This is a genomic window from Streptomyces sp. NBC_00344, assembly GCF_036088315.1.
Classification (GTDB): domain Bacteria; phylum Actinomycetota; class Actinomycetes; order Streptomycetales; family Streptomycetaceae; genus Streptomyces.
Genome location: NZ_CP107996.1, coordinates 5,698,043 through 5,724,576, shown reverse-complemented (window position 1 = coordinate 5,724,576; position 26,534 = coordinate 5,698,043). Strand labels below are relative to the sequence as shown.

At 69.9% G+C, this 26,534-nt stretch carries 28 protein-coding genes and 1 tRNA gene; 14 read left to right on the top strand and 15 right to left on the bottom strand.

Going from position 1 to position 26,534, the window contains the following annotated elements:
* The first annotated feature begins 121 nt into the window (after positions 1-121).
* Both OHS16_RS25890 and OHS16_RS25885 read left to right on the top strand, forming a co-directional pair.
* Positions 122-1,105 (top strand): aldo/keto reductase, encoded by a 984-nt coding sequence (locus tag OHS16_RS25890; protein ID WP_328539650.1) that lies wholly within the window; start codon positions 122-124, stop codon positions 1,103-1,105.
* The gene (locus OHS16_RS25885) at positions 1,102-3,339 is read left to right on the top strand and encodes an ATP-dependent RecD-like DNA helicase (protein WP_328539649.1); all 2,238 of its coding nucleotides are present in this window, start codon (positions 1,102-1,104) and stop codon (positions 3,337-3,339) included. The genes OHS16_RS25890 and OHS16_RS25885 overlap by 4 nt, the downstream gene beginning before the upstream one ends.
* Before the next feature lie 82 nt (positions 3,340-3,421).
* Here OHS16_RS25885 and OHS16_RS25880 read toward each other — a convergent pair whose 3' ends face one another.
* Positions 3,422-4,099: a hypothetical protein gene (locus OHS16_RS25880; RefSeq protein WP_328539648.1), complete on the bottom strand. Its 678-nt coding sequence runs from the start codon at positions 4,097-4,099 to the stop codon at positions 3,422-3,424.
* Between the two features lie 47 nt (positions 4,100-4,146).
* Here OHS16_RS25880 and OHS16_RS25875 point away from each other — a divergent pair, with 47 nt between their 5' ends.
* A complete protein-coding gene (locus tag OHS16_RS25875) occupies positions 4,147-4,335 on the top strand; it encodes a DUF5703 family protein (RefSeq protein ID WP_328539647.1) in 189 nt (62 codons plus the stop codon).
* Between the two features lie 79 nt (positions 4,336-4,414).
* On the opposite strand, the gene OHS16_RS25870 is transcribed toward OHS16_RS25875, so the two are convergent.
* The 3 genes from OHS16_RS25870 to OHS16_RS25860 form a co-directional block, all read right to left on the bottom strand.
* The gene (locus OHS16_RS25870; RefSeq protein WP_328539646.1) at positions 4,415-5,146 is read right to left on the bottom strand and encodes a chaplin; all 732 of its coding nucleotides are present in this window, start codon (positions 5,144-5,146) and stop codon (positions 4,415-4,417) included.
* Between the two features lie 142 nt (positions 5,147-5,288).
* The gene (locus OHS16_RS25865; protein ID WP_328539645.1) at positions 5,289-5,522 is read right to left on the bottom strand and encodes a chaplin; all 234 of its coding nucleotides are present in this window, start codon (positions 5,520-5,522) and stop codon (positions 5,289-5,291) included.
* A gap of 159 nt (positions 5,523-5,681) precedes the next feature.
* The gene (locus OHS16_RS25860; protein WP_328539644.1) at positions 5,682-7,016 is read right to left on the bottom strand and encodes a M20/M25/M40 family metallo-hydrolase; all 1,335 of its coding nucleotides are present in this window, start codon (positions 7,014-7,016) and stop codon (positions 5,682-5,684) included.
* Between the two features lie 212 nt (positions 7,017-7,228).
* Between OHS16_RS25860 and OHS16_RS25855 the strand changes: the two genes are divergently transcribed.
* Positions 7,229-7,313, top strand: a tRNA-Leu gene (locus OHS16_RS25855).
* 391 nt (positions 7,314-7,704) lie between these two features.
* Here OHS16_RS25855 and OHS16_RS25850 read toward each other — a convergent pair.
* Both OHS16_RS25850 and OHS16_RS25845 read right to left on the bottom strand, forming a co-directional pair.
* Complete coding sequence (locus OHS16_RS25850; RefSeq protein WP_443042795.1) at positions 7,705-8,085, bottom strand: hypothetical protein; 381 nt, start codon at positions 8,083-8,085, stop codon at positions 7,705-7,707.
* On the bottom strand, positions 8,046-8,504 hold the full coding sequence (locus tag OHS16_RS25845; protein ID WP_328539642.1) for an ATP-binding protein: 459 nt from the start codon (positions 8,502-8,504) through the stop codon (positions 8,046-8,048). Before OHS16_RS25845 ends, OHS16_RS25850 begins: the two co-directional genes overlap by 40 nt.
* A gap of 201 nt (positions 8,505-8,705) precedes the next feature.
* On the opposite strand from OHS16_RS25845, the gene OHS16_RS25840 reads away from it, so the two are divergent.
* From OHS16_RS25840 to OHS16_RS25830, 3 genes are read left to right on the top strand one after another with little or no spacing between them, the layout of a single operon-like run.
* On the top strand, positions 8,706-9,566 hold the full coding sequence (locus OHS16_RS25840) for a helix-turn-helix domain-containing protein (RefSeq protein WP_328539641.1): 861 nt from the start codon (positions 8,706-8,708) through the stop codon (positions 9,564-9,566).
* Positions 9,566-9,802, top strand: a complete 237-nt coding sequence (locus OHS16_RS25835; protein ID WP_328539640.1) for a DUF397 domain-containing protein — start codon at positions 9,566-9,568, stop codon at positions 9,800-9,802. The genes OHS16_RS25840 and OHS16_RS25835 overlap by 1 nt, the downstream gene beginning before the upstream one ends.
* A gap of 50 nt (positions 9,803-9,852) precedes the next feature.
* A complete protein-coding gene (locus tag OHS16_RS25830) occupies positions 9,853-10,659 on the top strand; it encodes an SAM-dependent methyltransferase (protein ID WP_328539639.1) in 807 nt (268 codons plus the stop codon).
* Positions 10,660-10,672: 13 nt separating this feature from the next.
* Here OHS16_RS25830 and OHS16_RS25825 read toward each other — a convergent pair whose 3' ends face one another.
* The 4 genes from OHS16_RS25825 to OHS16_RS25810 all read right to left on the bottom strand — a co-directional run bounded on the left by OHS16_RS25825 (position 10,673) and on the right by OHS16_RS25810 (position 14,688).
* On the bottom strand, positions 10,673-11,302 hold the full coding sequence (locus OHS16_RS25825) for an MBL fold metallo-hydrolase (RefSeq protein WP_328539638.1): 630 nt from the start codon (positions 11,300-11,302) through the stop codon (positions 10,673-10,675).
* Entirely contained in the window at positions 11,299-12,387 is a 1,089-nt protein-coding gene (locus tag OHS16_RS25820; protein ID WP_328539637.1) for an S-(hydroxymethyl)mycothiol dehydrogenase, read from the bottom strand. Before OHS16_RS25820 ends, OHS16_RS25825 begins: the two co-directional genes overlap by 4 nt.
* 40 nt (positions 12,388-12,427) lie before the next feature.
* Positions 12,428-13,870, bottom strand: coding sequence for an amino acid permease (locus tag OHS16_RS25815; RefSeq protein WP_328539636.1), 1,443 nt, complete (start codon positions 13,868-13,870; stop codon positions 12,428-12,430).
* 116 nt (positions 13,871-13,986) lie between these two features.
* A complete protein-coding gene (locus tag OHS16_RS25810; RefSeq protein WP_328539635.1) occupies positions 13,987-14,688 on the bottom strand; it encodes a FadR/GntR family transcriptional regulator in 702 nt (233 codons plus the stop codon).
* Positions 14,689-14,821: 133 nt separating this feature from the next.
* Here OHS16_RS25810 and OHS16_RS25805 point away from each other — a divergent pair, with 133 nt between their 5' ends.
* The 4 genes from OHS16_RS25805 (at position 14,822) to OHS16_RS25790 (ending at position 18,649) form a co-directional block, all read left to right on the top strand.
* Positions 14,822-15,331: a gluconokinase gene (locus OHS16_RS25805; RefSeq protein ID WP_328539634.1), complete on the top strand. Its 510-nt coding sequence runs from the start codon at positions 14,822-14,824 to the stop codon at positions 15,329-15,331.
* 33 nt (positions 15,332-15,364) lie between these two features.
* Positions 15,365-16,759: a GntT/GntP/DsdX family permease gene (locus tag OHS16_RS25800; protein WP_328539633.1), complete on the top strand. Its 1,395-nt coding sequence runs from the start codon at positions 15,365-15,367 to the stop codon at positions 16,757-16,759.
* 97 nt (positions 16,760-16,856) lie between these two features.
* Positions 16,857-17,624, top strand: a complete 768-nt coding sequence (locus OHS16_RS25795) for an SDR family oxidoreductase (protein WP_328539632.1) — start codon at positions 16,857-16,859, stop codon at positions 17,622-17,624.
* Complete coding sequence (locus OHS16_RS25790; RefSeq protein ID WP_328539631.1) at positions 17,624-18,649, top strand: L-idonate 5-dehydrogenase; 1,026 nt, start codon at positions 17,624-17,626, stop codon at positions 18,647-18,649. The genes OHS16_RS25795 and OHS16_RS25790 overlap by 1 nt, the downstream gene beginning before the upstream one ends.
* A gap of 39 nt (positions 18,650-18,688) precedes the next feature.
* On the opposite strand, the gene OHS16_RS25785 is transcribed toward OHS16_RS25790, so the two are convergent.
* The 4 genes from OHS16_RS25785 to OHS16_RS25770 form a co-directional block, all read right to left on the bottom strand.
* Positions 18,689-19,333: a cytochrome b/b6 domain-containing protein gene (locus OHS16_RS25785; RefSeq protein ID WP_328539630.1), complete on the bottom strand. Its 645-nt coding sequence runs from the start codon at positions 19,331-19,333 to the stop codon at positions 18,689-18,691.
* Complete coding sequence (locus tag OHS16_RS25780) at positions 19,275-20,045, bottom strand: molybdopterin-dependent oxidoreductase (protein WP_443042696.1); 771 nt, start codon at positions 20,043-20,045, stop codon at positions 19,275-19,277. The genes OHS16_RS25785 and OHS16_RS25780 overlap by 59 nt, the downstream gene beginning before the upstream one ends.
* 63 nt (positions 20,046-20,108) lie before the next feature.
* Positions 20,109-21,653 (bottom strand): APC family permease, encoded by a 1,545-nt coding sequence (locus OHS16_RS25775; RefSeq protein WP_328539629.1) that lies wholly within the window; start codon positions 21,651-21,653, stop codon positions 20,109-20,111.
* 26 nt (positions 21,654-21,679) lie between these two features.
* Complete coding sequence (locus OHS16_RS25770; RefSeq protein WP_328539628.1) at positions 21,680-22,621, bottom strand: hypothetical protein; 942 nt, start codon at positions 22,619-22,621, stop codon at positions 21,680-21,682.
* Between the two features lie 148 nt (positions 22,622-22,769).
* Here OHS16_RS25770 and OHS16_RS25765 point away from each other — a divergent pair, with 148 nt between their 5' ends.
* Positions 22,770-23,192, top strand: coding sequence for an ASCH domain-containing protein (locus OHS16_RS25765; RefSeq protein ID WP_328539627.1), 423 nt, complete (start codon positions 22,770-22,772; stop codon positions 23,190-23,192).
* A 91-nt stretch (positions 23,193-23,283) separates the two neighbouring features.
* Here OHS16_RS25765 and OHS16_RS25760 read toward each other — a convergent pair whose 3' ends face one another.
* The gene (locus OHS16_RS25760; protein WP_328539626.1) at positions 23,284-24,939 is read right to left on the bottom strand and encodes an FAD-binding dehydrogenase; all 1,656 of its coding nucleotides are present in this window, start codon (positions 24,937-24,939) and stop codon (positions 23,284-23,286) included.
* 158 nt (positions 24,940-25,097) lie between these two features.
* Between OHS16_RS25760 and OHS16_RS25755 the strand changes: the two genes are divergently transcribed.
* A complete protein-coding gene (locus tag OHS16_RS25755; protein ID WP_328539625.1) occupies positions 25,098-25,985 on the top strand; it encodes a DMT family transporter in 888 nt (295 codons plus the stop codon).
* Positions 25,982-26,530, top strand: coding sequence for an NUDIX hydrolase (locus tag OHS16_RS25750; RefSeq protein WP_328539624.1), 549 nt, complete (start codon positions 25,982-25,984; stop codon positions 26,528-26,530). Before OHS16_RS25755 ends, OHS16_RS25750 begins: the two co-directional genes overlap by 4 nt.
* Positions 26,531-26,534: the final 4 nt, after the last annotated feature.

The window sequence follows — 26,534 nt, the reverse complement described above, 5'->3', positions numbered from 1 at the left end:
CCCTTACTGATCAGTAACGTCCTTGTCGCGGGGGACTCTAGCGCGCGGGGGCGGGATCCGTCAGTGGCGCGTCGCACCGCGCTCCCACCGAGCGGGCTTCCGGCCAGTAATCTCAGCGCCCATGGAGCAGAGGCATCTCGGCCGCACGGGCCTGCGCGTATCCCGGATCGGGCTCGGCACCCTCACCTGGGGGAGGGGGACCGATGAGCAGGACGCCGCCGATCTGCTCAAAGTCTTCTGGGAAGCGGGGGGCACCCTCGTCGACACGGCGGACGTCTATGGCGACGGCGACGCCGAATACCTGATCGGGCAGCTCTGTGAGCGGCTGGTTCCGCGCCGCGATCTGGTCATCGCGACCAAGGCGGGCAGCGTGCCCGATCCCTACCGCCGCTTCGACGGCTCGCGCGGACATCTTCTGGCGGCGCTGGACGCCTCTCTGGACCGGCTCGGAACCGACTACGTCGATCTGTGGCAGGTGCACGCCTTCGATCCCGGGACCCCGCTGGACGAGACGCTGCAGGCGCTCGACATCGCGGTCGCCAGCGGCCGGGCGCGCTATGCGGGTATCTCCAACTTCTCCGGCTGGCAGCTGGCCAAGGCGGCGACCTGGCAGCTTGCCGCGCCGGGCGTACGGACCCGGTTGGCGAGCACGCAGATGGAGTACTCGCTGCTGCAGCGGGGTGTGGAGCGGGAGGTGCTTCCGGCCGCGGTGGATCTGGGGATGGGCCTGCTGCCGTCGTCACCGCTGGGGCGCGGGGTGCTCACCGGGAAGTACCGGCAGGGGACCCCGGCCGGTTCACGCGGCGCATCGGAACAGCTGGCTCCGTTCGTCGCGCCCTATCTCGACGAGCCGGCGAGCCGCATCGTCGACGCCGTCGCCATAGCGGCGGACGGGCTTGCCACCACTCCGCTGGAGGTGGCGCTCGCCTGGATCCGCGACCGGCCCGGAGTGGTCGCCCCGATCATCGGCGCGCGGAACGCACAGCAGCTCACCGCGGCATTGTCAGTGGAGACGCTTAGTCTTCCTGACGAGATCTGCCGGGCACTCGACGACGTGTCGGAGCCCGTTCACCGTTATCCCGACCAGGACTGGACCGAGCTGTGAGTACGGACCCTGTCGCCACCCAGGCCGGCGATGAGACCGGTGCCGGGGCCGAGGCCCGCACCGAGGCCGAGACGGCTGCCGGGGCCGCCTCCGAGGCCGCTTCCGAGACCGTTGACGAGACGACGGAGGGTGGTGTCACCGTGGACGCATCCAAGGGCCCCGACGAGCCCGGTGAGGCCGAGGGCCCCGACGAGCCCGCTGCGGCCGGGGGTTCCGAGGAGCCGGCCGCGTCCGAAGCCGATGCCGAGCTGGCCGCGCAGCGGGAGCTGCTCGCCAGGATCGAGCAGCGCAAGGCCGAGAAGGACGGACCCATCGAGGCCGGAGGAAAGCTGAGCGGCCGGGCAGCGGATCTGCTCGCGGCCGTCCGTGCGGTGGAGAGCGGCCGGCAGCCCTCGGTGCAGTTCCCGCCTCCGGCGCCCGAGCCGCGGCGCCCGGCAGCCACCGCACCGGTCAGGAACCGGCCCGCGGGGGCGCACGAGGCGTCCGCGCCCGCGGTGTCGCAGGAGACCGTTGCCGCTGTCGGTGCCGTCCTCGCCGAGGGTGGCGCTCCCGATGCGCTGGCGGTGCGGGCCGCCGGAGTGCTCGGTGAACAGGCGGCCGACAGGCTGCGCGACGATCCGTGGCAGCTGCTTGCTGTGCCGGGAGTGCGGCCCGAGCAGGCCGACGCCTTCGCCCGCGTGCTGCTCGGCGGCGAGTGCGGCCCCGGTGACGAGCGGCGGGCGACCGCACTCGTCGGCTGGCTGCTGGAGCGCGCCGCCCTCGGAGGACACACCGTGCTGGAGGCCGCCGCGGTGCGAACGGCGCTCGCCGAGCACTCCGTGCCGGATCCCGACGAGGTCCTGCAGAGCGCGATCGCGGAGGGTGTGGTGCTGGTCTTCCAGGACGCCCTGGAGGACCAGCCTGAGGGACCCGTGGCCCCGGCGCCGGGCGACGAGGGCGCACAGGACGACGAGGCAGAACAACCGGTACGGGTCCTGCTGGGACTGGACCGCTACGCACTCGCCGAGGAGAGCCTCGCCGACGGACTCGCCCGGCTGTCCGACGCGGGGTCACTCACCGGCCGGGAGCTCGACTGGGAGTCCGCTGCCGGGGCCGCTTCCCCCTCGGCCGCCGAGCTGATCCGGGCCATGGCGTCGCACGGTCTGGTCGCCCACACCGGCGGGGACGCGGCCCGCGCCGAACCGGTGGCACTCGTCACGGCGGCCCGCGGCCTGGGACTGCGCGTCTGCGCGGCGGCCCACACCCCCGACGGCAGGGCCCGGCTGGCCCGGGCTCTGGACGACCCGTCGGCCGCGGTCACGGTCTCCGGGCTGCTCGATGGTTCGGAAGGCCCGGGACGGGACGGAGAGGGTGCGCTGGCACTCGATCTGCTGGCCGTCGTGGACGCCCCGCAGCTCGACGTCGAGACTGCCGCGATGCTGGTGGAGTCCCTTGCGGACGGGAGCCGTCTGCTGCTCGGCGGGGACCCGGGGGTGCTCGGTTCGGCCGGCGCCGGGCAGGTGTTCGCCGACGTCCTGGCCGCCCGTGCCTGCCCCCGGGTCGCCTCGCGCACCCCCGATCCCGGGCCGATCGGGGAACTGGTCTCGGGTATCGGCGCCGGTGAGCTGCTCCAGGTCGACGCACCCGGCTGGGAAGTGGTGATCGTCCCGGTGCAGGATGCCGGGGAGGCGGTGCACCGCACCGTGCAGCTGGTCGCCGACTCCGTCCCCAGGGCGATCGGCGTGCCGACGGGCGAGACCCAGGTCATCACCCCGGGTCACGGCGGTTCGGCGGGCACCTGGGTGCTCAACGCCGCACTCAAGGAACGGCTCAACCCGGGGCCGGGACGCTTCGGTGGCTTCGATCCGGGTGACCGCGTGGCCCACACCCCGGCGCCCGGCAGGACGCTGCCCGGCACGGTCGTCTCCGCGGACGCCGGAGGACTGCACCTGGACTGCGCGGGCACCCCCGTCATCGTGCCGAGGGACCGGGTGGAACGGGAGGTCCGGCACGGCTGGGCACTCACCGCGCACCAGGCGGCCGGGCTGCGCTGGCCTGCCGTGGTCGTGGTGCTGCCAGGAGATGCGGCGCGGACGCTGAGCCGCCCCTGGGTGTACACCGCCTTCAGCCGCGGCGAACGCCATCTCTCCGTGGTGCACGGGGTGGACGGGGCGCTGCCGCAGGCGGTGGCGGACATCCCCGCTCAGGAGCGCACCACCCGGCTGCGTACCCTGCTGCGGCCCTCTGCCGGGTAGAGCCCGGCCCGGGGCCGGACGGACACGGCGACGGCCGGGGCGTGGGCGCCCCGGCCGTCGCACGGCCACCGGCTCTGCGCGCTCAGGCCCGTTCGCCCTTGAGTTCGCCGCCGGTCCGGTCATCGGCGTCGTCGAGCAGCTCCTCGTCGTCGAAGACCGAGCTGACGTCGAAGCGGCAGACGATCTGCTGAGGGTCCGCCTGGTCGAACGGTGCGTCGAGCCACTCCCCCGGCTCGGGCAGCTCATCCACCGCCGAGATCCAGAGGGTGGAGTCGCCCTCCTCCAGACCGAACTCCTTGTGCCGGGAGGCGACCTCGTCGGGTTCGTACTCCCCGAACAGCACCCCGAGAGCCGCGTGCACACTGCTCCCGGCGACCGCGGCAACGCCGCTCCCGCTGTCCGCGTCCGGGTCGAGGTCGGCGATCCGCTGGGCCTGTGCCATCAGCCGCTGCGGCTCCACCACCGCGTAATCGCGGCGGATCAGCACACTGAGTGCGTGCGGCTCGTCCGGGCCCGCGTAGGGCGGCAGCGAGTCCTCTGCGCCCGGGATCTCGAAGGGTGTGACCTCGTCGTAGCGGTCGTAGAGCTTCTCGTCGTAGACCTCGGCGGCCGCCGCGAGCGTGTTGAACGCCCGGTAGACGGCCTGATCGTCCTCTCCCGTGCGGGCTTCGACCGCCTCGAGGTGACGGTCCAGCGCGGCTTTGACCGCCTCGGCGGCGGCGCGTACCTCGGCAGCCGTGGGCTGCGCAGCATCAGACATGGGGCAGACGCTATCCGTACCGGGCCTCTGCCCGCACAATAGATGCGATGCCGGAATACGAATTCGTCGACGTGTACGTACCGCGCGGGGTCTCCCGCTCGGATACCACGCGTCTCCTCACCGATCACGCCGAGTACGGACACTGGGAGTTGGACCGACTGACCCTGCACCGGGACGGCAGCCGCAGAGTGCGGCTGCGCCGGAGGATCATTCGCCAGGTGCGCGCCACATGGTGAAGGAGGAGCGGGCCCCCGCGACTGCGGGGGCCCGCTCCTCCGTTCCCTGCGTACCCGACCGGCTCAAGCAGCCGGTCCGTTATGCGGCCGCGCGGGACCGACGGTAGAGAATGGCACCGCCGAGAATGAGTCCGGCGCTCGCCGGAATGACCAGCCCGAGGCCACCAGCACCGGTCTCAGCGAGCTGCTCGGCGTTCACGGGCTCCGGAGCCGCCTGGGCGACCGGGGTGTTCGGGGTCACCACGGGCGTCGTCGGCGCGTGCGGCGCCGGGTGGTGGGGGGCCCGGGGGTGGTGCGGCGTGACAGCCGGCGGGGTGCTTTCGTTGACGCAGTCGTTGCCACCCGTCGCGTTCCCGAGGCCGATGACGCTGACGCTGTTTCCGCAGGCGTTCACCGGTACGTCGACCGGAACCTGCACGCCGTTGCCCGAGAGGACGCCGGGCGAGCCGACGGTGTCACCCTCCGCAGTCGCGCCGCCGCCGTGGTGGCGGCTGCCGCCGTAACCGCCCTTGTCGTCGCCGTAGCCGCCGTCGCGGCTGTCGCCGCGGTGGTGGCCGGAGTGCGCCGACGAGGTGTTGATGCAGTGGTTCCCGATCGCCGGGTTGAGCAGTCCGATGACGTTGACGGTGTTGCCACAGGCGTTCACCGGAATGTGCACCGGGACCTGAACCGAGTTGCCGGACAGCACGCCCGGTGAGTTCGAGGCGCTGCCGTCGGCCGCCGAGTCGGCGTGCGCGTAGCCGCCCGTAATGGCGAGCACTCCGCTCGCGGCCGCCACCGTGATCAGGCCTTTTTTGGTGACCTGTCGCATAGGTTCGTTCCCTGTCTTCTACCTACCGGAAAAGCCCGCGGGCTTCGTTGCCCAGGGGCCGAATGCCTCTCCAGCCCCAGAACGCGGGGTGCGCACCCCAGGGCCGGCGAGGCTCAGACCCTTGCGGGTCGGAGGCGCAACGTCACACGTTTGCACAGGTGTTGCCGAAGGCCGAGTTCAGCAGCCCGATCACGGAGACCGAGTTACCGCACGCGTTCACCGGAATGTGAACGGGCGCCTGGACCACGTTGCCGGAGAGCACACCGGGAGAGTGCGCCGCGGCACCGTGGGCGCCCGCATCGGCGACGGCCATGCCCGCACCTGCGAGCACCAGACCGCCAGTGGCAGCCGCAACAGCAGCGACCTTCTTGATCATTAGTTCCTCCTAGTTGGCAAAGCAGTCCAAACCGCGGACCGCACCACCTGTAACGAGGGGAACCCGGTGGGGCTACGAGCAGGTGCCTCCATTCACTCGTTTCGGTCGCATACGCACGTACAACCGATTAGCTGGATTGCCACTTCCGGCGCTCTCCGGTCAGCATCGGTCAAGGAAGCGGTCAAGCACCCGTACACCGAACTTGAGCCCGTCGACGGGCACCCGCTCGTCGATCCCGTGGAACATGCCGGCGAAGTCCAGCTCCGGCGGCAGCTTCAGCGGCGCGAAGCCGAAGCAGCGGATGCCGAGATCGTCGAACGACTTGGCGTCGGTGCCTCCGGAGAGCATGTAGGGCACAGCGCGGGCGATCGGGTCCTCGGCCTTGAGCGCCACCTGCATGGCATCGACCAGATCGCCGTCGAAGGTGGTCTCCACGGCCTTGTCGCTGTGCACGTCCTCACGCTTCACCCGCGGGCCGAGCAGCTTGTCGAGGTCGGTGAGGAACTCGTCCTCGTAGCCCGGCAGGAAGCGCCCGTCGACATGCGCGGTGGCCTGCCCCGGGATGACGTTCACCTTGTAGCCGGCGCCGAGCATGGTGGGCGCCGCGGAATTGCGCAGCGTGGCGCCGATCATCTTGGCGATACCGCCGAGCTTGGCGAGGGTGGCCTCCATGTCCTCAGGGTCCAGCGGGGTGCCGAGGGCGTCGGAGAGCTCGTCGAGGAAGGAGCGGACGGTCTTGGTGACCCGCACCGGCCACCGGTGCCTGCCGACCCGGGCCACCGCCTCGCAGAGTTCGGTGATCGCGTTGTCACTGTTGGTCATCGATCCGTGGCCCGCGGTGCCGTCCACGGTGAGCCGCATCCAGTGCATGCCCTTCTGTGCCGTCTCGATGAGATACAGCCGCAGATCCTCGTTCACGGTGAAGGAGAAACCGCCCACCTCACCGATGGCCTCGGTCACACCCTCGAAGAGCTCGGGACGGTTGTCGACGAGGTGGTGCGCACCGTAGACACCGCCCGCCTCCTCGTCCGCGAGGAAGGCCAGCACGATGTCGCGCGGGGGCTTGCGTCCGCTGCGCAGCCTGTCCCGGACGACCGCGAGTGTCATCGCGTCCATGTCCTTCATGTCGACCGCGCCACGGCCCCAGACGCAGTCGTCCACGATCTCCCCGGCGAAGGGGTGGTGCGTCCAGTCGTCGGCGTTCGCCGGTACGACGTCGGTGTGCCCGTGGATGAGCAGCGCGGGACGGGACGGATCCTCGCCCGCGATCCTGGCCACCGTCGACGCACGCCCCGGATGGGACTCGATGATCTGCGGATCGAGGCCGACCTCGGCGAGCTTCTCCGCCACGTATTCGGCAGCGGCACGCTCTCCCGGCCCCGAGTGGTCACCGTAGTTGCTGGTGTCGATCCGGATCAGATCGCGACACAGGTCCACGACCTCGTCCTCGCCGGAGACGGCCTGCGACCTGTCCGCGCTGTTCGACTCGCTCACGCTGATTCCTCCCACTGTCACTGCTGGTGGTCCGCCTCCCCATCCTCGCGCGCCGCACCCCCGGACCCCAAGCGCCGGGGCCCGCCGTCATCCGTACTTCATCCGGGCCCGCGCCGGGGAGTGCGTACGGATCGGCGGGTGATCGAGCACCTCCCAATGTTTGCTATGGTTTTCCACGTCGGAACGGCCAGGGGCCGTGCGGCAGACACCTGGTCCGGGTGGCGGAATGGCAGACGCGCTAGCTTGAGGTGCTAGTGCCCTTTATCGGGCGTGGGGGTTCAAGTCCCCCCTCGGACACGCAAGATCGTCTTTGACGGTGCCGACCGGATTCCGGTCGGCACCTTCTGCGTTTCGTGGTCGGTGGTCCGGGCGCCGACGGCAGTCCGCCAGGAGCGTCGGCGGCGCCCGCATCCCCCGCCGTCTTCGATGACGACGGCGTGAAGCTCCGGGTGAGCCGGAACGGGTACTGCTCACCCCACCGCCCGTGCGCGCCACGGCGGAGCCCACCGTGATCGGTTTCTGGATCTCCGCGCCCGACGCCCGGTGCCCGCGTCCTCCGGAACCGTCACGTCGCGCGCCGGGGCCGCCATGCGGGGCCTGCCTCACCGGCCGGCGAACAGGACCCGGAAGGGCCGGCCGGCCTCACCGGCGTGATCGCGGTCGCCAGGGGTGAGCGGCGGCAGGAAGTTCAGTGAAGGTCAGCCCACTGCGGGACCGCGCCGGTGAGCTGACATACCATCAGGTAGAGCGGGATCGGCGGGGTGTACGGCAGCGAGTCCTGCGGCCAGTGCAGCAGGCGCGGACGTGCGGCCGGGACGCGCGCACCGGCGGCGTAGCGCACCTGGGGCGGCCAGGCGAGTTCGAGGTCGGAGCCTGCGGGTACGATCCACCACCACCAGTCGTCGTCGGCGAAGACGCAGCCGGGCTTGGGCAGTCGGGCCAGCAGCCGGAAGCCGTGGTACTCGGGCACCCCCACGGCGTCACAGCCGAGCGGAGTGGAGAGCGTGGGTACGCGTGCCAGCGCGGTTCTCAGCACGGACGCCCCGTGTCGTGCGCCAGCTCCGCCCAGACCAGCCGCCCCGGGCCGTGGAGTGCTTCCCTGACACCCCAGGCGCTGCTCACCGCGTCGACCAGAAGCAGTCCGCGACCGTGTTCGCCCTGCGGGGAGAGACAGAGCTGCGGGCCGCCGGATGCATGCCCCTGGTCCTGTATCGCGATGCGCAACTTCCCCCCGTTGTCCCGCAGTTCGCAGGCCACATGATCGCCCGCGGTGTGTACGACCGCGTTGGTGACCAGCTCGGAGATGATCAGCAGAGCAGTGTCGCTGGCGTTCTCGGAGAAGTCCCAGCAGGCGAGCCGGTTCCGTGCCAGCCGGCGGGCGCGGGCGACGGAATCGGTGCGTGCGGGTAATTCGAATACGTAGCGCCGTACATCACTTCCGGGGCACCGGTCGATGAGCTGGGGGACGAGCGCAGTGCCTGGAGCCACGACCGAATCCTCACGGTGGGGGGAACGGCGACCGTCACGCCTTCCCCCATGGGCGCGCGCCAGTCCCGTAACTGGTTCACCGCTCCACTCTCCTCCGTCACGGACACCTTGGCAAGAGGCACTTTGAAAAGTTCAGAGTGCCGTTTCCCTGATTGGATGGACATGGCACACTGCTGACAACTGCCCATGTGGAGGTCTCAGTTGAGTGAGCCGCGGTCCGCCCCGACCGTTGGCCAGGTCGTGCTCGGAAAACGCTTGCAGGAACTGCGCGAGCGGGCCGGCCTGAGTCGCGAACAGGCTGCCAAGGTACTCAGAGTCGCCCCGGCCACCATCCGCCGGATGGAGACCGCCGAGGTGGCTCTGAAGATCCCGTATGTGCAGCTACTGCTGCGAGCGTACGGAAACACCGAGGCCGAGGCCGACGCCTTCGTCGAGTTGACGGAAGAGGCCAATCAGCCCGGTTGGTGGCAGCGTTTCCACGGGATCCTGCCCGACTGGTTCAGCATGTACGTCAGTCTGGAGGGCGCCGCGGCACTCATCAGGGCGTACGAACCGCACTTCGTGCCCGGTCTGCTGCAGACCGAGGACTACGCACGTGCGGTGATGCGGAGCGGCGCCGTGGGCGAGACCAGGCCCGAGGACATCGACCGGCATGTGGCGCTGCGGATGGAGCGGCAGTCCCTGCTGACCCGGCCGGACGCCCCTTCGTTCTGGGTGGTGATGGACGAGACGGTCCTGCGGCGCCATGCCGGCGGCCCCGAGGTCATGCGTGCGCAGGTCGACCGGCTGCTCCAGGCAGCCGACCAGCCGCACATCACCCTGCAGATCGCGGAGTTCAGCGGCGGCCACCACCCGGGGACGTACGGCCCCTTCGTTCTCTTCCGTTTCGCCGTACCCGAACTGCCCGACATGGTCTACAGCGAGTACCTGACCGGCGCCGTCTATCTCGACGCGCGTCAAGAGGTGGCTGCCCACCTCGAGGTCATGGACCGCATGGCGGCTCAGGCCGCCACTGCACAACGCACGAAGGAGATCCTCAAGGATTTCCGCAAGGAGCTGTAATGGATCGCATATACAACGGCATGCCTGCCGCCGATCTCGGCGCGGAAGGCTGGCACAAGCCGTGGAGCGGTGGCAACGGGGGCAACTGTGTCGAGGCCATGAAACTGGCCGACGGCCGTGTCGCCGTACGCCAGTCCGCAGACCCTGAAGGCCCCGCGCTCATCTACTCGCCGGGCGAGGTGGCGGCCTTCATCCAGGGCGCCAAGTCCGGCCAGGCCGACTTCCTTCTGACCTGAACGGACGCGTCGTCCCTGTCCTGCATCGTCCTACCCTTACGGAGCGCCCGATGACCGGAGCAGACCCTCAGGACATCCGGATCGACACCAGCAAGCCACATCCCGCACGGATGTACGACTGGTTCCTCGGCGGCAAGGACAACTACCCCGTCGACCAGGAGATGGCCGAGCAACTCCTCGCCCTCGATTCCCGGGGCAAGGAGATGGCCCGGGTCAACCGGGCGTTCATGCACCGTGCCACTCGCTGGGCCGCGGAGGCCGGCATCCGGCAGTTCCTCGACATCGGAACCGGCATACCCACCGAGCCCAACCTGCACCAGATCGCCCAGCGGAGCGCCCCGGACGCCCGCATCGTCTACTGCGACAACGATCCGATCGTGCTGGCCCACGCCTCGGCGTTGCTGCGCTCCACCCCCGAGGGCGCGACGGACTACATCCAGGCCGACGCGCGGGAGCCGGACTCCATCATCGAGGCAGCCGGGAAGGTCCTCGACTTCAGCCGGCCGATCTCACTGTCCCTGGTGGCCCTGCTGCACTTCGTGGCCGACGAGGACGCCTACCAGCTGGTCAACACGCTGATGGAACCGCTGTCTCCGGGCAGCTGCGTCGTCGTCTCCCATGTGACGGGAGACTTCGACCCCGGCGGCTCGGCCAGGGCCGTCGAGATGTACCGCGCCCGCGGGCTCACCCTGCGGCCCCGCTCACGCGAGGAGACCGCCCGGTTCTTCACCGGATTCGAACTGGTCGAGCCAGGTGTCGCGCTGGCCGCCGAGTGGAAGTCCGAGCTGGGCGAGCCGGTGCCGGTCGCGGGCGACGACCCGATTCCCGGCTGGGTGGGTGTCGCCCGCAAGGCATAGCGGCCGGGGTGGTTCAGTGGCCGCGCGCCAGCCATTCCGGCAGGCCGGGGGCCTCGGCACCGATGCTGGTCGGGTCGCCGTGACCGGTGAGGACCGCGGTGTCCGCGTCCAGGGTCAGCAGCCGGTCACGGATCGACGCGACGATCGTCGGGAAGTCCGAGAAGGACCGTCCGGTCGCACCGGGCCCGCCCTGGAAGAGGGTGTCCCCGGTGAAGACGCTGGCCAGCGCCGGTGCGTACAGGCAGACCGCGCCCGGGGCATGGCCTGGGGTGTGCAGCACCGTCAGTTCGGTTCCGGCGACCGACAGCGTCTGCCCGTCGGCGAGTTCGCCGTCAGGGGCCCGGTCGGGATGGGTCAGCCGCCACAGTGCGAGATCGTCGGGATGCAGCAGGACCGGCGCCCCGGTCGCAGCGGCGAGCGCGGGCGCCGCGTCGATGTGGTCGTTGTGCGCATGGGTGCAGACGATGGCGCGCAGGGTGCGCCCGGCCAGCGCGGCCTCGATGGCACCGGCGTCATGGGCGGCGTCGATGACGATCGCCTCCCGGTCGTCACCGACGATCCAGACGTTGTTGTCCACGTCCCAGGTGCCGCCGTCGAGCGAGAAGGTTCCCGATGTGACGAGGCGGTCGATGCGAGCGGTCATCGGAACTCCACCACCGACCGCAGTACATCGCCCTCGTGCATCCGCTCGAAGGCCTTCTCCACCTCGTCGAGCCGGATGGTCTCGGTGACGAAGGCGCCGAGGTCGATCCGGCCCTGCTGGTGCAGATCGATGAGCATCGGGAAGTCACGGGACGGCAGACAGTCCCCGTACCAGGAGGACTTGAGCGAGCCGCCGCGCCCGAAGACGTCGAGCAGCGGGAGCTCCAGGCGCATCTCGGGTGTCGGTACGCCCACCAGAACGACCGTGCCGGCCAGATCGCGGGCGTAGAAGGCCTGCTGGTACGTCTCCGGGCGGCCCACCGCCTCGATCACCACATCGGCGCCGAAGCCACCGGTCAGCTCCCGGACGGCCTCGACCGGGTCCGACGTACGGGAGTTGACGGTATGGGTCGCGCCCATCTTCCGCGCGGTGGCGAGCTTCCTGTCGTCGATGTCGACGGCGATGATCCTGGCCGCGCCGGCCAGCCGCGCCCCGACGACGGCAGCGTCCCCGACACCGCCGCAGCCGATGACCGCGACCGAGTCACCCCGGCCGACCTGTCCGGTGTTGATGGCGGCGCCGATACCGGCCATCACCCCGCAGCCCAGCAGTCCCGCCACCGCGGGCGAGACGGACGGGTCGACCTTGGTGCACTGCCCCGCGGCGACCAGGGTCTTCTCGGCGAAGGCCCCGATGCCCAGCGCGGCCGAGAGCTCGGTGCCGTCGGCCAGTGTCATCTTCTGCTTCGCGTTGTGCGTGTCGAAGCAGTACTGCGGCCGGCCGCGCAGACAGGCCCGGCACTGGCCGCACACGGCGCGCCAGTTGAGGATCACGAAGTCGCCCGGCGCGACGTCGTCCACGCGTTCGCCCACCGACTCCACGACCCCGGCCGCCTCGTGTCCGAGCAGGAACGGGAAGTCGTCGTTGATCCCGCCCTGCTTGTAGTGGAGATCCGTGTGACAGACCCCGCAGGCCTGGATCTTCACCACGGCCTCCCCGGGGCCCGGGTCAGGGACCAGGATCGTCTCCACGCGGAGCGGCTCGTTCTTGCCGGGGGCCACGACCCCTTGGACCTGCTGCGTCATGCCTTCAACAGCCTTCCGTGTCACCGAACGGTATGCCGCTTCAGTCTTCCAGGCCCGGGCGCTCCGCGGCGATGGCCGCGACACGGCCGCGTACCACGAACCAGCCGCCGACCAGAGCCGCGGCGATCAGCGGCAGACACTCCACGGTCGTACGGCCGACTCCGCCGCCCCACCACATCAGGAACACCACCCCGACGAGGAAGCAGAGCGTGACGATCTGGGTGTACGGAGCCCACGGCAGCCGGTACGCCGGACGGCTGACCCGGCCCTCCTTCGACCGCTGCCAGAAGAGCAGCGAGCAGATCATGACCATGCCCCAGGTGCCCAGGATGCCGATCGAAGCGAAGTTGAGGACGATTTCGAAGGCCTCGCCGGGGACGACGTAGTTGAGGATGACACCCAGCACGCCGAAGCCTGCCGTCAGCAGGATGCCGCCGTAGGGCACCTGGCCCTTGTTGAGCCGGCCGGTGAAACGGGGAGCGGAACCGGACAGGGCCATCGAGCGCAGAATGCGGCCGGTGGAGTACAGCCCGGAGTTGAGGCTGGAGAGGGCCGCGGTCAGCACGACCAGGTTCATCACGCCCGCCGCGCCGGGGACACCGAGCTTGCCGAGGACCGTGACGAAGGGGCTCTCGCCGTCGGAGTACGCCGTGTACGGGAGCAGCAGTGCCAGCAGCACGACCGAGCCGACGTAGAAGATGCCGACCCGCCACATGATCGAGTTGATCGCCTTCGGGATGATCTTTCCGGGGTTCTCGGTCTCGCCCGCGGCGACGCCGCACAGTTCGACGGAGGCGTAGGCGAAGACGACGCCCTGGATGACCAGCATCATCGGCATCACGCCCTGGGGGAAGAGGCCCCCGTTGTCGCCGATGGTCGCGAGGCCCGGAGCGTGTCCGCCTACCGAGTGCTGGGTGACCACGAGGAAGATCCCGATGCACATGAAGACAACCAGCGCGGCGACCTTGATGATCGCGAACCAGAACTCCATCTCGCCGAAGTACTTCACCGAGATCAGGTTCGCGGTGAGTACGACGGCCAGCGCCACCAGCGCGCAGACCCACTGCGGGACCGAGCTGAACATCGCCCAGAAGTGCGCGTAGGTCGCGGCAGCCGTGATGTCGGCGACAGCCGTGGTCGACCAGTTGAGGAAGTAGAGCCAGCCGGCCGCGAAGGCGCCCTTCTCACCCATGAACTCACGGGCGTAGCTGACGAAGGCGCCGGAGGACGGGCGGTAGAGGACCAGCTCGCCCAGAGCCCGTACGACGAAGAAGGCGAAGGCGCCGCAGACCGCGTAGGCGATGGCGAGGGACGGCCCCGCACCTGCCATCCGGCCGCCGGCCCCGAGGAAGAGCCCGGTGCCGATGGCGCCGCCGATGGCGATCATGTTGATGTGGCGGGACTTCAGGTCCTTGCTGTAGCCCTGGTCGCCGGCATCGACGTGCGGGGTTGGCGCTGCCGCCGTTGTGGTGCGGTCACTCATGTGGTGCTTCGCCTTACGTGGGGGAAACCGGCCGATCAAGGCGTCAGCGTAGAGGGGTGAACGGGGTACGAGAACCGATTGAAATGTTTGTCACATAACGTTTGAAAGCCCATATGTCAGGGCGAGAGGATGTCGAGCTCCTTCAGCGCGCCGACCGCGATCTCTCTGGTGAGTTCCTCCGCGCGGTTTGCATTCCCCTCCCGTACCGCCTCGGCAACCTGCACATGCAAGGTCACAGCCACTGGGTCCGGATTCTCGTACATCACTTGGTGCTCGGTGCGCCCGGTGAGCACTTCGGCGACCACATCGCCGAGCCTGGCGAACATCTCGTTGCCCGATCCGCGCAGTACGAGGCGGTGGAAGGCGATGTCGTGCACAAGATAGGCGGGCAACTGGTGACCTCGCGAAGTGGCGACCATCCCGAGGGCCTGCTCGGTGAGAGCGGCGCACTGCTCAGCCGTGGCGTTCCGGGCCGCGAGCCCGGCGGCGACGGGCTCGACGGAGTACCGCAGAACGGTCAGTGACCGGAGCTGACGCGAGCGGTCGGTGCCGGCCAGCCGCCACCGGATGACCTGCGGATCGTAGACGTTCCAGGCCTCGGTCGGCCGCACGGTCACGCCGACCCGGCGCCGCGATTCCACGAGATGCATCGACTCCAGGACCCGGACCACCTCACGGATCACCGTGCGGGACACCTCGAAGCGCTCGGCGAGCTCATCGGTCCGCAGCACGCTTCCCGGCGGATACTCCCCCGAGGTGATCGCCGGACCGAGGTTTTCCAGCACATGGGCATGCAGCCCCCGGCCCTGAGTGGTCATGGCGACAGCCTACGGGTCCCGCTCCCCCTGCCAATAAGTATGACTTGTGTGTCACAGACTCTTGAATACGTCGTACCAATAGGTTTCAGTTGCGCGACGGACCCATGTCGAAGAAGACAGCGAGGCAACACCGATGAGCACCCCCCGAGTCGTCGTCCTGATGGGCGTCGCAGGGACCGGCAAGACCACGATCGGTCCACTGCTGGCCGAAGCGCTGGGCGTTCCGTACGCCGAGGGCGACGACTTCCACCCCCCGGCGAACATCGCCAAGATGTCCGCCGGCACGCCCCTCGACGACGCGGACCGTCTGCCCTGGCTCGACGCCATAGGGCAGTGGGCGCACAGCCGTGCGGGGCTCGGCGGGGTGGTCAGCAGCTCGGCGCTCAAGCGCGCCTATCGCGACCGGCTGCGGGGCGAGGCCCCCGGTGCCGTCTTTCTGCATCTGACCGGTGACCGCGCGCTGATCGAACAGCGGATGAAGGAACGCAAGGGCCATTTCATGCCCACCGCACTGCTGGATTCGCAGTTCGCGGCGCTCCAGCCGCTGGGTGACGACGAGGCGGGCGTCGCCGTCGACATCTCCGGAACCCCACAAGAGATCACCGAGCGGGCCGTGGCAGCGCTGCGCCGGCTCGGCGACTAGGCCTCCAGACCGTACAAGTCAAAGGATTCCACCGTGTCCAGTCTCAGCGTCGAGATCCTGGCAGCGGACGTCGAGCCGATATCCTCGGCCGGCCATGCGCAGCTGGGGATCGCCGTCCTCGCAGGCATCGCCGTCATCGTCCTGCTCATCACGAAGTTCAAGCTGCACGCCTTCCTGTCCCTGACCATCGGGTCGCTGGTGCTGGGGGCCGTGGCCGGCGCACCGCTCGACAAGGTCATCACCAGCTTCACCACGGGTCTCGGTACCACCACGGCGAGCGTCGGTGTGCTGATCGCGCTCGGCGCGATCCTCGGCCGGCTGCTCGCCGACTCCGGGGGCGCCGACCGGATCGTCGACACCATCCTCGCCCGGGCCAGCCGGCGGATGATGCCCTGGGCGATGGTGCTGATCGCTGCCATCGTCGGACTGCCGCTCTTCTTCGAGATCGGCATCGTGCTGCTGATTCCGGTGGTGCTGCTGGTCGCCAAGCGCGGCAATTTCTCGCTGATGCGGATCGGTATCCCCGCACTCGCCGGCCTCTCCGTGATGCACGGTCTGATACCACCGCACCCCGGCCCGCTGGTGGCCGTCGCCGCCGTCCACGCCAATCTGGGGCTCACGCTCGCCCTCGGTGTGCTCGTGGCCATCCCGACCGTGATCATCGCGGGCCCCGTCTTCTCCCGGTACGCGGCCCGCTGGGTGGACATCCAGGCCCCCGACCGGATGATTCCGGAGCGCCCGTCCGACGAGCTCGGGAAGCTGCCCAGCTTCGCCGCCACCGTGTCCACCGTGTTGCTGCCCGTCGTGCTGATGCTGGCCAAGGCGCTCGTCGACGTCGTGGTGGACGACCCCGCGGACACCGTCCAGCGTGTCTTCGACGTCATCGGTTCGCCCCTGATCGCCCTGCTGGCCGCTGTGATCGTGGCCATGTTCACGCTGGGCCGCGCCGCCGGCTTCACCAAGGGCCGGATGGCGACGACCACCGAGAAGTCACTCGCCCCGATCGCCGGCGTGCTGCTGATCGTCGGGGCCGGCGGCGGCTTCAAGCAGACCCTGATCGACTCCGGTGTGGGCCAGATGGTTCTGGACATCTCCAAGGACTGGTCGATTCCCGCGCTGCTGCTGGCCTGGCTGATAGCCGTGGTGATACGCCTGACGACCGGCTCGGCAACCGTGGCGACGGTCTCGGCGGCCGGTCTGGTCGCCCCGCTCGCCGCCGACATGTCCAGCGCGCATGTGGCGCTGCTGGTCCTCGCCATCGGCGCGGGTTCGCTCTTCTTCAGCCATGTCAATGACGCGGGCTTCTGGCTGGTGAAGGAGTACTTCGGAATGACGGTCGGGCAGACGCTCAAGACCTGGTCGGTGATGGAGACCCTGATCTCGGTCGTCTCGATGATCTTCGTCCTGCTGCTGTCCCTCGTCATCTAGGGCCGGCAGGAGTCCTGCCTGCGGCCGGCGCTGCCTGCTGTGGGCAGACCTGCCCGCCACCCCACCGGCGGCCCGCCGTCCAAGGAGCGCATCCGACATGACACATCCGTTGTTCGACGTCAGCGGCCGCACCGCGCTGGTCACCGGATCCAGCCGTGGCATCGGGCTCGACCTCGCCCGGGGGCTGCTCGAAGCGGGCTGCACGGTCGTGATCAACGGCCGTGACGAGGACCGGCTGAAGACCGCTGCCGGGGAACTGGCGGACGCCGGAGGCACGGTGCGTACCGCGGTCTTCGATGTCACCGACGGGCCCTCCGTCGCCGCCGGCGTCGCCGAGGCCGAGGAGCAGGCGGGACCGCTCGACATCCTGGTCAACAACGCGGGCATGCAACTGCGCGCACCCCTGCTGGAATTCACCGAATCCGACTGGCACCGGATCGTGAACACCAATCTCACCAGTGCCTTTCTGGTGGGCCGCGAGGCGGCCCGGCGGATGACCGGGCGCGGGCACGGAAAGATCATCAACATCTGCTCACTGCAGAGCGAGGTGGTACGCCCGGGCATCGCCCCCTACGCCGCCACCAAGGGCGCGCTGAAGATGCTCACCAAGGGCATGTGCGCCGACTGGGGGCCGTACGGCATCCAGGTCAACGGCCTCGGCCCCGGGTACATCGACACCGAGCTGACCCGGCCGCTGGTGGAGGACGAGGAGTTCAGCTCCTGGGTGCGCGGCAGGACCCCGGCCGGACGCTGGGGAACCACCGGGGACCTGGTGGGCGGCGTACTCTTTCTCGCCTCCCCCGCCTCCGACTTCGTGAGCGGCCAGATTCTGTATGTCGACGGCGGAATGACGAGTGTGCTGTGATGCGCGGATGTGTGATCCACGGAGCCGGCGACCTCCGGGTGGACGAGCTGCCCGAGCCGGTGGCGGGACCCGGACAGGCCGTCGTGGCGGTGCGGTACGGCGGGGTGTGCGGATCCGATCTGCACTACTGGCGCCACGGCGGCGTCGGTGACTTCCTGCTCCGCGAGCCGATGGTGCTCGGGCACGAGATCGTCGGCACGGTCCACTCGTACGGCGCGGGGGCGGACGGCCCCGCTGCCGGCACCCCGGTGGCGGTGCATCCGGCGACCCCGTGCGCGCGTTGCCCCGAGTGTCTGGACGGCCGTGCCCATGTCTGCCGGGACACCCGCTATCTGGGCAGCGCGGCCCGTATGCCGCACGTCCAGGGCGGCTTCGCCTCCCGGGTGGCCGTGCCCGCGGCCCAGCTGAGGGCCCTCCCCGAAGGGCTTGCTCTGCGCAGGGCCGCACTCGCCGAACCGCTGTCGGTGGCCCTGCACGCGGTCCGCAGGGCAGGGCCGGTCCTGGACAGGCATGTACTGGTCACCGGGGCGGGGCCGATCGGCTGTCTGGTGGTCGCCGCTCTGAGGGCGGCCGGTGCGGCGGCCGTGACCGTCACCGATCTGCTCCCGCGGGCCCTCAGGTTCGCGTCGGCCGCCGGTGCGACCACGCTGGTGCGCGCGGACGATCCTGCGGACCCCGGCCGGCCGGACGAGGTGGACGTGGCGATCGAGGCGTCCGGTTCGGCCGGCGGCCTCGACACCTGTCTGCACTCCATCCGGCGTGGCGGTGTGGTGGTGCAGCTCGGCATGCTGCCCCCGGGCAGGAGCCCGTTCGCCGGGAACCTGGTGGTGAGCCGCGAGATCGAGCTGCGGGGAGCGCTGCGCTTCGACACGGAGTTCGACGAGGCCATCGCGCTGCTCGGCCGGGAGGCGTCATTCGACGCCCTGGTCAGCGCGGTGGTGCCGGTGGAGCGGGCCGGCGAGGCCTTCGCACTGGCCCAGGACCGGGGGCAGTCGTGCAAGGTGCTGCTCGACTTCGGAACCTGAGCGGGGCACCGGGCGGGCACGGGACGGCGCCCGAGGCCCTCAGTCCTCGTCGAGCCACAGTGGATGCTCGCGCTCGGCCCACCCCCGCCGCACCTGACCGGTCCGCATCCCCCTGCGCGCCTCGGGATCTCCGAGAGCCATTCCCACATGTCCGGCGATCACCACGCCGACCGCCAGGGACAGCCAGTCGTGGATGAAGGTGGCGCTGGTCCGCCACACCAGCGGTGTCAGATGGGTGAACCACATCAGCAGGCCGGTGCCGAGCATCACAAGCGACGCCCCCGCGATCCAGCCGGCGTAGATCTTCTGACCACCGTTGAACTTGCCCGCGGTGCGCGGTGAGCCGTCCCTGCGCAGAGCCGAGCGGAGCCAGGCGCGGTCGTAGGAGGCGAAGCGGTTCAGCCGTCCCAGATCGGCCCGCAGCGCCCGGGACACCAGGCCGAGCAGGACCGGCACGGGGAGCAGCAGGCCCGACCACTCGTGCACGGTGACCACCAGGAAGCGGCGGCCGACCAGCTCCGCGAACTGGGGTACGTACAGACAGGCCGCCGACGCGATGCACACCAGCATCAGACCGGCTGTCGAGCGGTGCGCCCACCGCACGGAGCGGGTGAAGCGGTGCAGGTCAGGCCGTGGGGTGGTCGTCGCGTCCGTTGGACTTGCCGACCCAGGCGTCGATGTCATAGCCGCGCTCCTCCCAGTACCCCGGTTCCACACCCTTGGTGACGGTGATACCGGAAAGCCATTTCGCCGACTTGTAGAAGTACATGGGGGCGACGTAGAGGCGGACGGGACCGCCGTGGTTGTGGCTGACCGGTCTGTCCTGCATCTTCAGAGCCACCAGTACGTCCGCCCGGCGCGCCTGGTCGAGTGTGAGGCTCTCGCTGTACGCGCCGTCGAAGCAGGTGAACCGGATCGCGCCCGCACCCTTGCGCACCCCCGCAGCGTCCAGCAGCCGGGAGAGCCTCACCCCCTCGAAGGGGGTGCCGGGGACGCGCCATCCTGTGACACACTGCACATCCCGGACCAGGCGGGTCTGCGGGAGCCCGCGCAGCGCGTCGAGGGTGTAGGTGGTGGGCCTGTCCACCAGCCCGTCGACGGACAGCCGGTAGGAGCCGGTGCCCTTGTGCGGTACGGACGAGGTGACCGAGTAGTAACGGAATCCGCCGCCGTTGGGCAGCAGGCCGGTGAGCCCGGTGGGGTCCTTGCCCGCCACCGCTCCCAGCGCGGCGTCCACTCCGCGCTGGATGTACGGCGCGGTGACCAGCCCCGCTGCGCCGAGGCCGAGCATGCCAAGTACCAGGCGGCGGCCGACGGGGGATCCGTCCAGGTCCGGCGGCGGGGCGCCGGGATCCTCGCGGCCGGACCCTTCAGGATCGGGGTGTTCTGCGTTCACCCCTCGATTCGAGCACTCGCGGCCGCCGGAAGCCAGCGGCCGCGGGTGCCCGTCAGAAACTCGTCATATGTTCGCTGCCTGCGCCTCCGCGGCCTTGTCGAGCTGGAAGGCCTCGTTGCCGAGCCCGATCCGGGCATGCACATCCGGCCTCGCCGAGCGCAGCACCAGGCCGTACACCAGGCCGCCGGCCAGCGTCAGGCCGATGATGCCGGGCAGCAGCCAGCTCAGGACGGAGCCGGGGCCCGCGCCGACCAGGACATCGAAGTCCTTGACGGTGAGAACGGCGATGGTCAGCAGGGCCAGGCAGGCCAGGCCCGAGGCGATCAGCCGCCAGGCCTGCGAACGGCCCGCGCCGCGCCCCGTGAAGAAGGCGATGACGGCGACGGACGCCGCGGCCATCAGCAGGATGATGCCGAGGGCGCCGATGTTGCCCATCCAGGTGAAGAGGTGCAGCACGGGCGCTGTCGGGTCACCGGCCGGATGGTGGTCGGTCACCGCGAAGGCGATGACCACGACCAGGGAGATCACGGTCTGCAGCAGCGATCCGGTCCCCGGTGCACCGCTGGACTTGTTCGTACGTCCGAACGCGGCGGGCAGCAGGCCTTCGCGGCCCATCGCGAAGGCGTACCGGGCGACGACGTTGTGGAAGCTCAGCATCGCCGCGAACATGCCGGTCACGAAGAGGACATGGAGGACGTCGGTGAAGGACTTGCCGAGAATTCCCTCGCTGAGCCCGAACAGAAGTCCCGGGCCGAGCTTTCCGGCCTGCGCGTTGATCGCGGACGGCCCGGCAGCGAGGGTCAGCGCCCAGGAGCTGATCGCGAAGAACAGTGCCACGAATCCGATGGCCAGGAACATGACCCGGCGGACGACGATCTGCGGACGGCTGGTCTCCTCGGCGTACACCGGCGCCTGTTCGAATCCCACGAACGCGGCGATGCAGAAGCAGAGCGCCGTGCCGAAGCCCGCCCCGGTGAGCGTGTCGGGGTTGAAGGCGTGCAGCGAGATCCCCTCCTTGGCGGGGTCGGCGACCGCGGCCACATCGAAGACGACCACCAGAACACACTCGATGAGCAGCAGCACACCGAGCACCTTGGCGTTCAGGTCGATCTTCAGCCAGGAGAGCACGCCGACCACCGCGACCGACACCAGCGCCGGTATCCACCAGGCGAGTTGAGTGCTCAGATAGGTGGCGAAGAGATTGGACACCTCGAAGCCGAAGATGCCGTAGATGCCGACCTGCATGGCGCTGTAGGCGACCAGCGCGACGAAGGAGGCGCTCGCCCCTGCGGTCGCGCCGAGTCCGCGGGCTATGTAGGCGTAGAAGGCGCCCGCGTTGTGGACATGCCTGCTCATCTCGGCGTAACCGACGCTGAAGAGCGCGAGCACGACGGCCAGGATGACGTACAGGATCGGCTGTCCGACGATTCCCATCAGCCCGAAGATCGTGGGCATGACACCCGCGACGACCATCAGTGGCGCACTCGCCGCGAGCACGGAGAGCAACAGCCCCGCCGTCCCCAACCGCCCCGCCCGCAGCGCCTGTTCCTGACCCTTGAACGTTCTGATCTCGCTGATCTCGCTCGTGCTCGAACTGCCCGTCGACATGGCGGGTCGGTCCCTTCGGTGAGGAATTACATGGAGCCGAGCGCGACGCTGCGCGCGGCGCTGAAGGCCTGATACGGGTCCCGGTCGGGATACGACCAGGGAGCTGGGGTGACGTGCTGCCCGATGCGGTGGAAGAGCGCCGCCGCTTCGGCGTGACGTCCGCCGCAGTACTTCGCGTGGGCGAGGAAGTTCAGATCTATGCGGTTGCGAGGGTGCTCCTCGCTCTCCCACTCCAGCCACCAGTCGAAGGCCGTCTTCATCACCTGCCGGGCCCGGCGTCCTGTCCAGTGTTCGGAGCGTGCGGGATCGGACGGTTCGGAGCCCGCTGTGGCGAGCACGCGGTAGCGCTCGGCATGAGCGACCACGGGAAGGACGGCGAGCGGCGAGTCGGCCGGCGCCTGTTCGGCGGCCCAGGCCGCGAAGTCGTACACCTCGTGGAGCGGGTCCTGGCCCGAATCGGGCTGGCGTTCCGCCAGCCGCGCGGCCATCAGATGATGGGCGTGGTGGTGCTCGGGATGCCGCGAGCGGACTTCGTCGAAGAGGCGGACGACCTCCTCCTCGGTACCCCGGCTCCGGGCGAGGATCAGCAGGCCGAGCCACGGTGTGGGATCGGCCGGCGCCAGCTTGGCCGCATCGCGGCACAGTTCACGCGCCCGGTCCTCGGTGTCCTTGCCGTGCAGTGCCCGCATCACCGTGGCACAGGCGAGCAGCGCCGCCGCGTCGGCACTCTCCGGCTCGGCGAGCAGCCAGTCCCGCGCCCAGGCGGCCGAGCTCTGTCCTTCGGCCAGCACGACGAGCCGGTGCCCGCGGCGGTCCCAGTCGTCGGCGGTCGAGGTGAGCAGAGAGCTGACCCTGACCCAGCGCCCCTGCGCCAGCTGAGCACGCACGTCCGAGAGTTCGGAGTCGTCGAGGGCCGGATCGGCGAGCTGGCCGCCCCGTTTACGGGAGCGGCCGAGGAGAGGAGGCATCCGCGGGGTTCCTCTAGGGCGCCGGAAGCAATGATCACGCACAGCAAAGCGGTAGTGATGGCTCCACGTCAAGGCCCGACCGGGCTGAGTGTCACCTCAACTCCCTTTGCGCGGCAATGCTTTACCCGTCCTGCGTACCCTGATCAGCATGGAGAACCGCGAACCGCTCAAGCCCTGTCTGCTCGCCTTCCCCGGCCCGTTGCGCGATCAACTGGTGAACGCCGTGCTCAGCGGCGAGAAGGTCTCGACGACCGGTCTGCTCGCCGAGTACGAGGCCGAGCGGGAGGAGCTTCCCCCGGTGGGCGAACGCTCGGCCCTGATCGATTCGAACGGCCGTGAGATCGCCGTACTCGAGGTGGTGGAGGTACGGGTGCTGCGGCTGGGTGATGTCGATCTCCAGCACGCGCTCGACGAGGGCGAGGGTTATGCGACGGTCGCCGAGTGGCGGGCGGGCCACGAACGCTTCTGGCACAGCGAGGAGATGCGAGTGGCCCTGGGGAACACGGAGTTCACCGTGGACGACGAGACCAAGGTGGTGGCGGAGCGGTTCCGGGTGGTCGAGCGGTTGTAGCCGGGCGCCGGGCAGATCCGGTCCCCTCGCCCGGCACCGGACCGGTTCCACGCCCCTCCGCTGCCCGGCCCCCCGCCCGCCGGGCACCGGGTCAGCCGACTGCTTGCGCCGCGGCCCTCCCCGCCGTCCGCCCCGAGAAGATGCACCCGCCGAGGAAGGTGCCCTCGAGCGACCGGTACCCGTGCACACCGCCGCCCCCGAATCCCGCCGCCTCTCCCGCCGCGTACACCCCGGCCAGCGGCTCTCCGCCATCCGTGAGGACCCGGGACGAGAGATCCGTTTCCAGGCCGCCGAGCGACTTCCGGGTCACGATGTGCAGCTTGACCGCGATCAGCGGTCCCGCGCCGGGATCCAGGATGCGGTGCGGGGAAGCCGTACGGATGAGCTTGTCGCCGAGGTACTTGCGGGCACCGCGGATCGACATCACCTGGAGGTCCTTGGTGAAGGGGTTGGTGATCTCCCGGTCGCGGGCGACGATCTCCCGGCGCAGTGCGGCCTCGTCGATGAGCGGCTCCTCGGTGAGTGCGTTCATGCCCCGCACCAGAGAGGCCAGATCCTTCTCGACGACGAAGTCCGCACCATGGTCCATGAACGCCTTGACCGGAGCGGGAACCTCCGCTCGCGCCCGGCCGATGACGCCACGGACCGACTTCCCGGTCAGGTCCGGGTTCTGCTCGGAGCCCGACAGCGCGAACTCCTTGCCGATGATCCGCTGGTCGAGGACGAACCAGGTGTAGTCGTGGCCCGACTTCATGATGTGGTCGAGCGTGCCGAGGGTGTCGAAGCCGGGGAAGAGCGGCACCGGAAGGCGCTTGCCCCGGGCATCGAACCAGAGGGACGAGGGGCCGGGCAGAATCCGGATGCCGTGCTTGGCCCAGATCGGATTCCAGTTCTGGATTCCCTCGGTGTAGTGCCACATCCGGTCACGGTTGATCTGGCGGCCGCCCGCCGCCTCGGCGATGCCGAGCATCAGCCCGTCGACGTGTGCGGGCACTCCGGAGAGCATGTGCTCCGGCGGAGTGCCGAGCCGTTCGGGCCACTGGGCCCGTACGAGATCGTGGTTGCCGCCGATCCCGCCGGAGGTGATGATCACCGCCTGCGCCCTGAGCTCGAAGCTGCCGGTGACCTCCCGGCTGCTCGCCGTGCCACGCTCCGCGCCGCTCGCCTCCAGCACCTCGCCGGTCACCGTGTCCACCGCTCCGTCCGTGCCGGTGAGGCCGGTCACCCGGTGGCGGAATCCGAGCTGCACCAGTCCGCGCGCCACACCGTCCCGCACCCGCCGCTCGAACGGCTCGACGACACCTGGCCCGGTGCCCCAGGTGATGTGGAAGCGCGGCACCGAATTCCCGTGCCCGGTCGCCTCGTACCCGCCCCGCTCGGCCCAGCCGACGACCGGGAAGAATCGCATCCCCTGCCGGTGCAGCCAGGCCCGCTTCTCGCCGGAGGCGAAGTCGACGTAGGCCTCGGCCCAGCGGCGGGGCCAGTGGTCCTCCGCGCGGTCGAAGCCTGCTGTGCCCAGCCAGTCCTGCATGGCCAGCTCACGGCTGTCCTTGATGCGGAAGCGGCGCTGCTCCGGCGAGTCCACGAAGAAGAGACCGCCGAAGGACCAGTGCGCCTGCCCGCCGATCGACTGCTCGGGTTCCTGGTCGAGGAGAATCACTCTCTTCCCCGCGTCGACCAGTTCGGCGGTGGCGACCAGACCGGCGAGGCCGGCCCCGATCACGATCACATCAGCGTCGTACGCCATGAGCCCCATCCCTGCCAGGTTACTAGTGAGTCAGATCTTCGGTACGTACCGTGTCCGCGTCAACCGTTCCGCTCGGGGCGTGCGATGGTGCGGGCGTCTGTGCAGGCGCTATCGTCACCGAGTACCTGCCCCCTTTGGCCGGTCTTGAGGTAGATCACGTGTCGGTCCTGGTTCTCGCGCTCTCCGTCGGTGCGGCCTGCTGCCTCGGCTTCGGGTTCGTGCTGCAGCAGAACGCCGCACAGAGCGCCCCGCTCAGCGACTTCCTGTCCCTGCGCCTGCTGCTGGACCTCGTACGGATACCGCGCTGGCTCTTCGGGATCGGACTCATGGTGTGCGGGATGGTGCTCGGGGCACTCGCGCTGAGCCATGGCGAGGTGTCACTGGTCGAGCCGCTGCTCGCGACGAATCTGCTCTTCGCCATGGCGCTGTCCCGCCGCCAGACAGGACAGCCGCTCGGCAGACAGGGCTGGGGCGGGCTCGCCCTGCTGGCCGGCGGGGTCTCCGCGTTCATCGTGGCGGGTCAGCCGCAGGGCGGTACGGCGACGGTCAATCCGCTCAGGCACTGGCTGATCATCGGGGTGGTCGCCGGGACCGCGGTGCTGCTCACGGTCTGCGCCCGGCGGACCCGGCTGAGCTGGGGCCCCGCGCTGCTCGCGCTGGCCGCCGGGCTGCTGTACGGGCTCCAGGACGCGCTGACCCGGATCAGCGGGCAGCGCTTCGGCGACGGCGGCTGGACCGCGCTGAGCACCGGGTGGCAGCCGTACGCGGTGGTGGTTCTCGGCGTGAGCGGCCTCCTCCTGGTGCAGAGCGCCTTCGAGACCGCGCCGCTGAGGATGTCGCTGCCCGCGCTGACGGCCGCCCAGCCGCTGGCCGGGATCGCCTGCGGCGTCGGATTCCTGGGCGACCGGCTGCGTACCGACACCGGAGCGCTGGCCTGGCAGGCGGCGGGCCTGGCCGCGGTGGTCGCCGGGATCGTGCTGCTGGGAATCCATCCGGCGATGCCGCCAGGGACCGGCCGCACATCACGGGAGAGGATGGCGGCATGACTCCCGCCCCCTCCAGCGCCTCCCCGCCCTCCGCGTCTCCCGCCGACGAGATCCTCGATGTGGTCGATGCGTCCGACCGGGTGATCGGACAGGCGTCACGCGGCGAGGTCTACGCGAAGGGGCTGCTGCACCGCTGTGTGTTCGTCCTGGCCCGCGACGCGGAGGACCGCATCTTCGTCCACCGCCGTACACCGGTGAAGCTGGTCTTCCCCTCGCTCCACGACATGTTCGTCGGCGGGGTGGTCGGCGCCGGCGAGTCCTACGACGAGGCCGCGCTGCGTGAGGCCCAGGAGGAGCTCGGGGTATCCGGGCTGCCGGCCCCCGACCCCCTGTTCTCGTTCCTCTACCGGGGGTCGGGGCAGGGCTGGTGGTCCCGGGTGTACGAGGTCAGGTGCGAGCTGCCGGTGCACCCCCAGGCCGAGGAGGTGGCCTGGCACGGCTTCCTCTCCGAGCAGGAGCTGGAGCACAGGCTCGGCGACTGGGAATGGGTGCCCGACGGACGTGCAGCGTACGAGCGGTTCAGGGCGCTCCGCTCCGGGCAATGACACC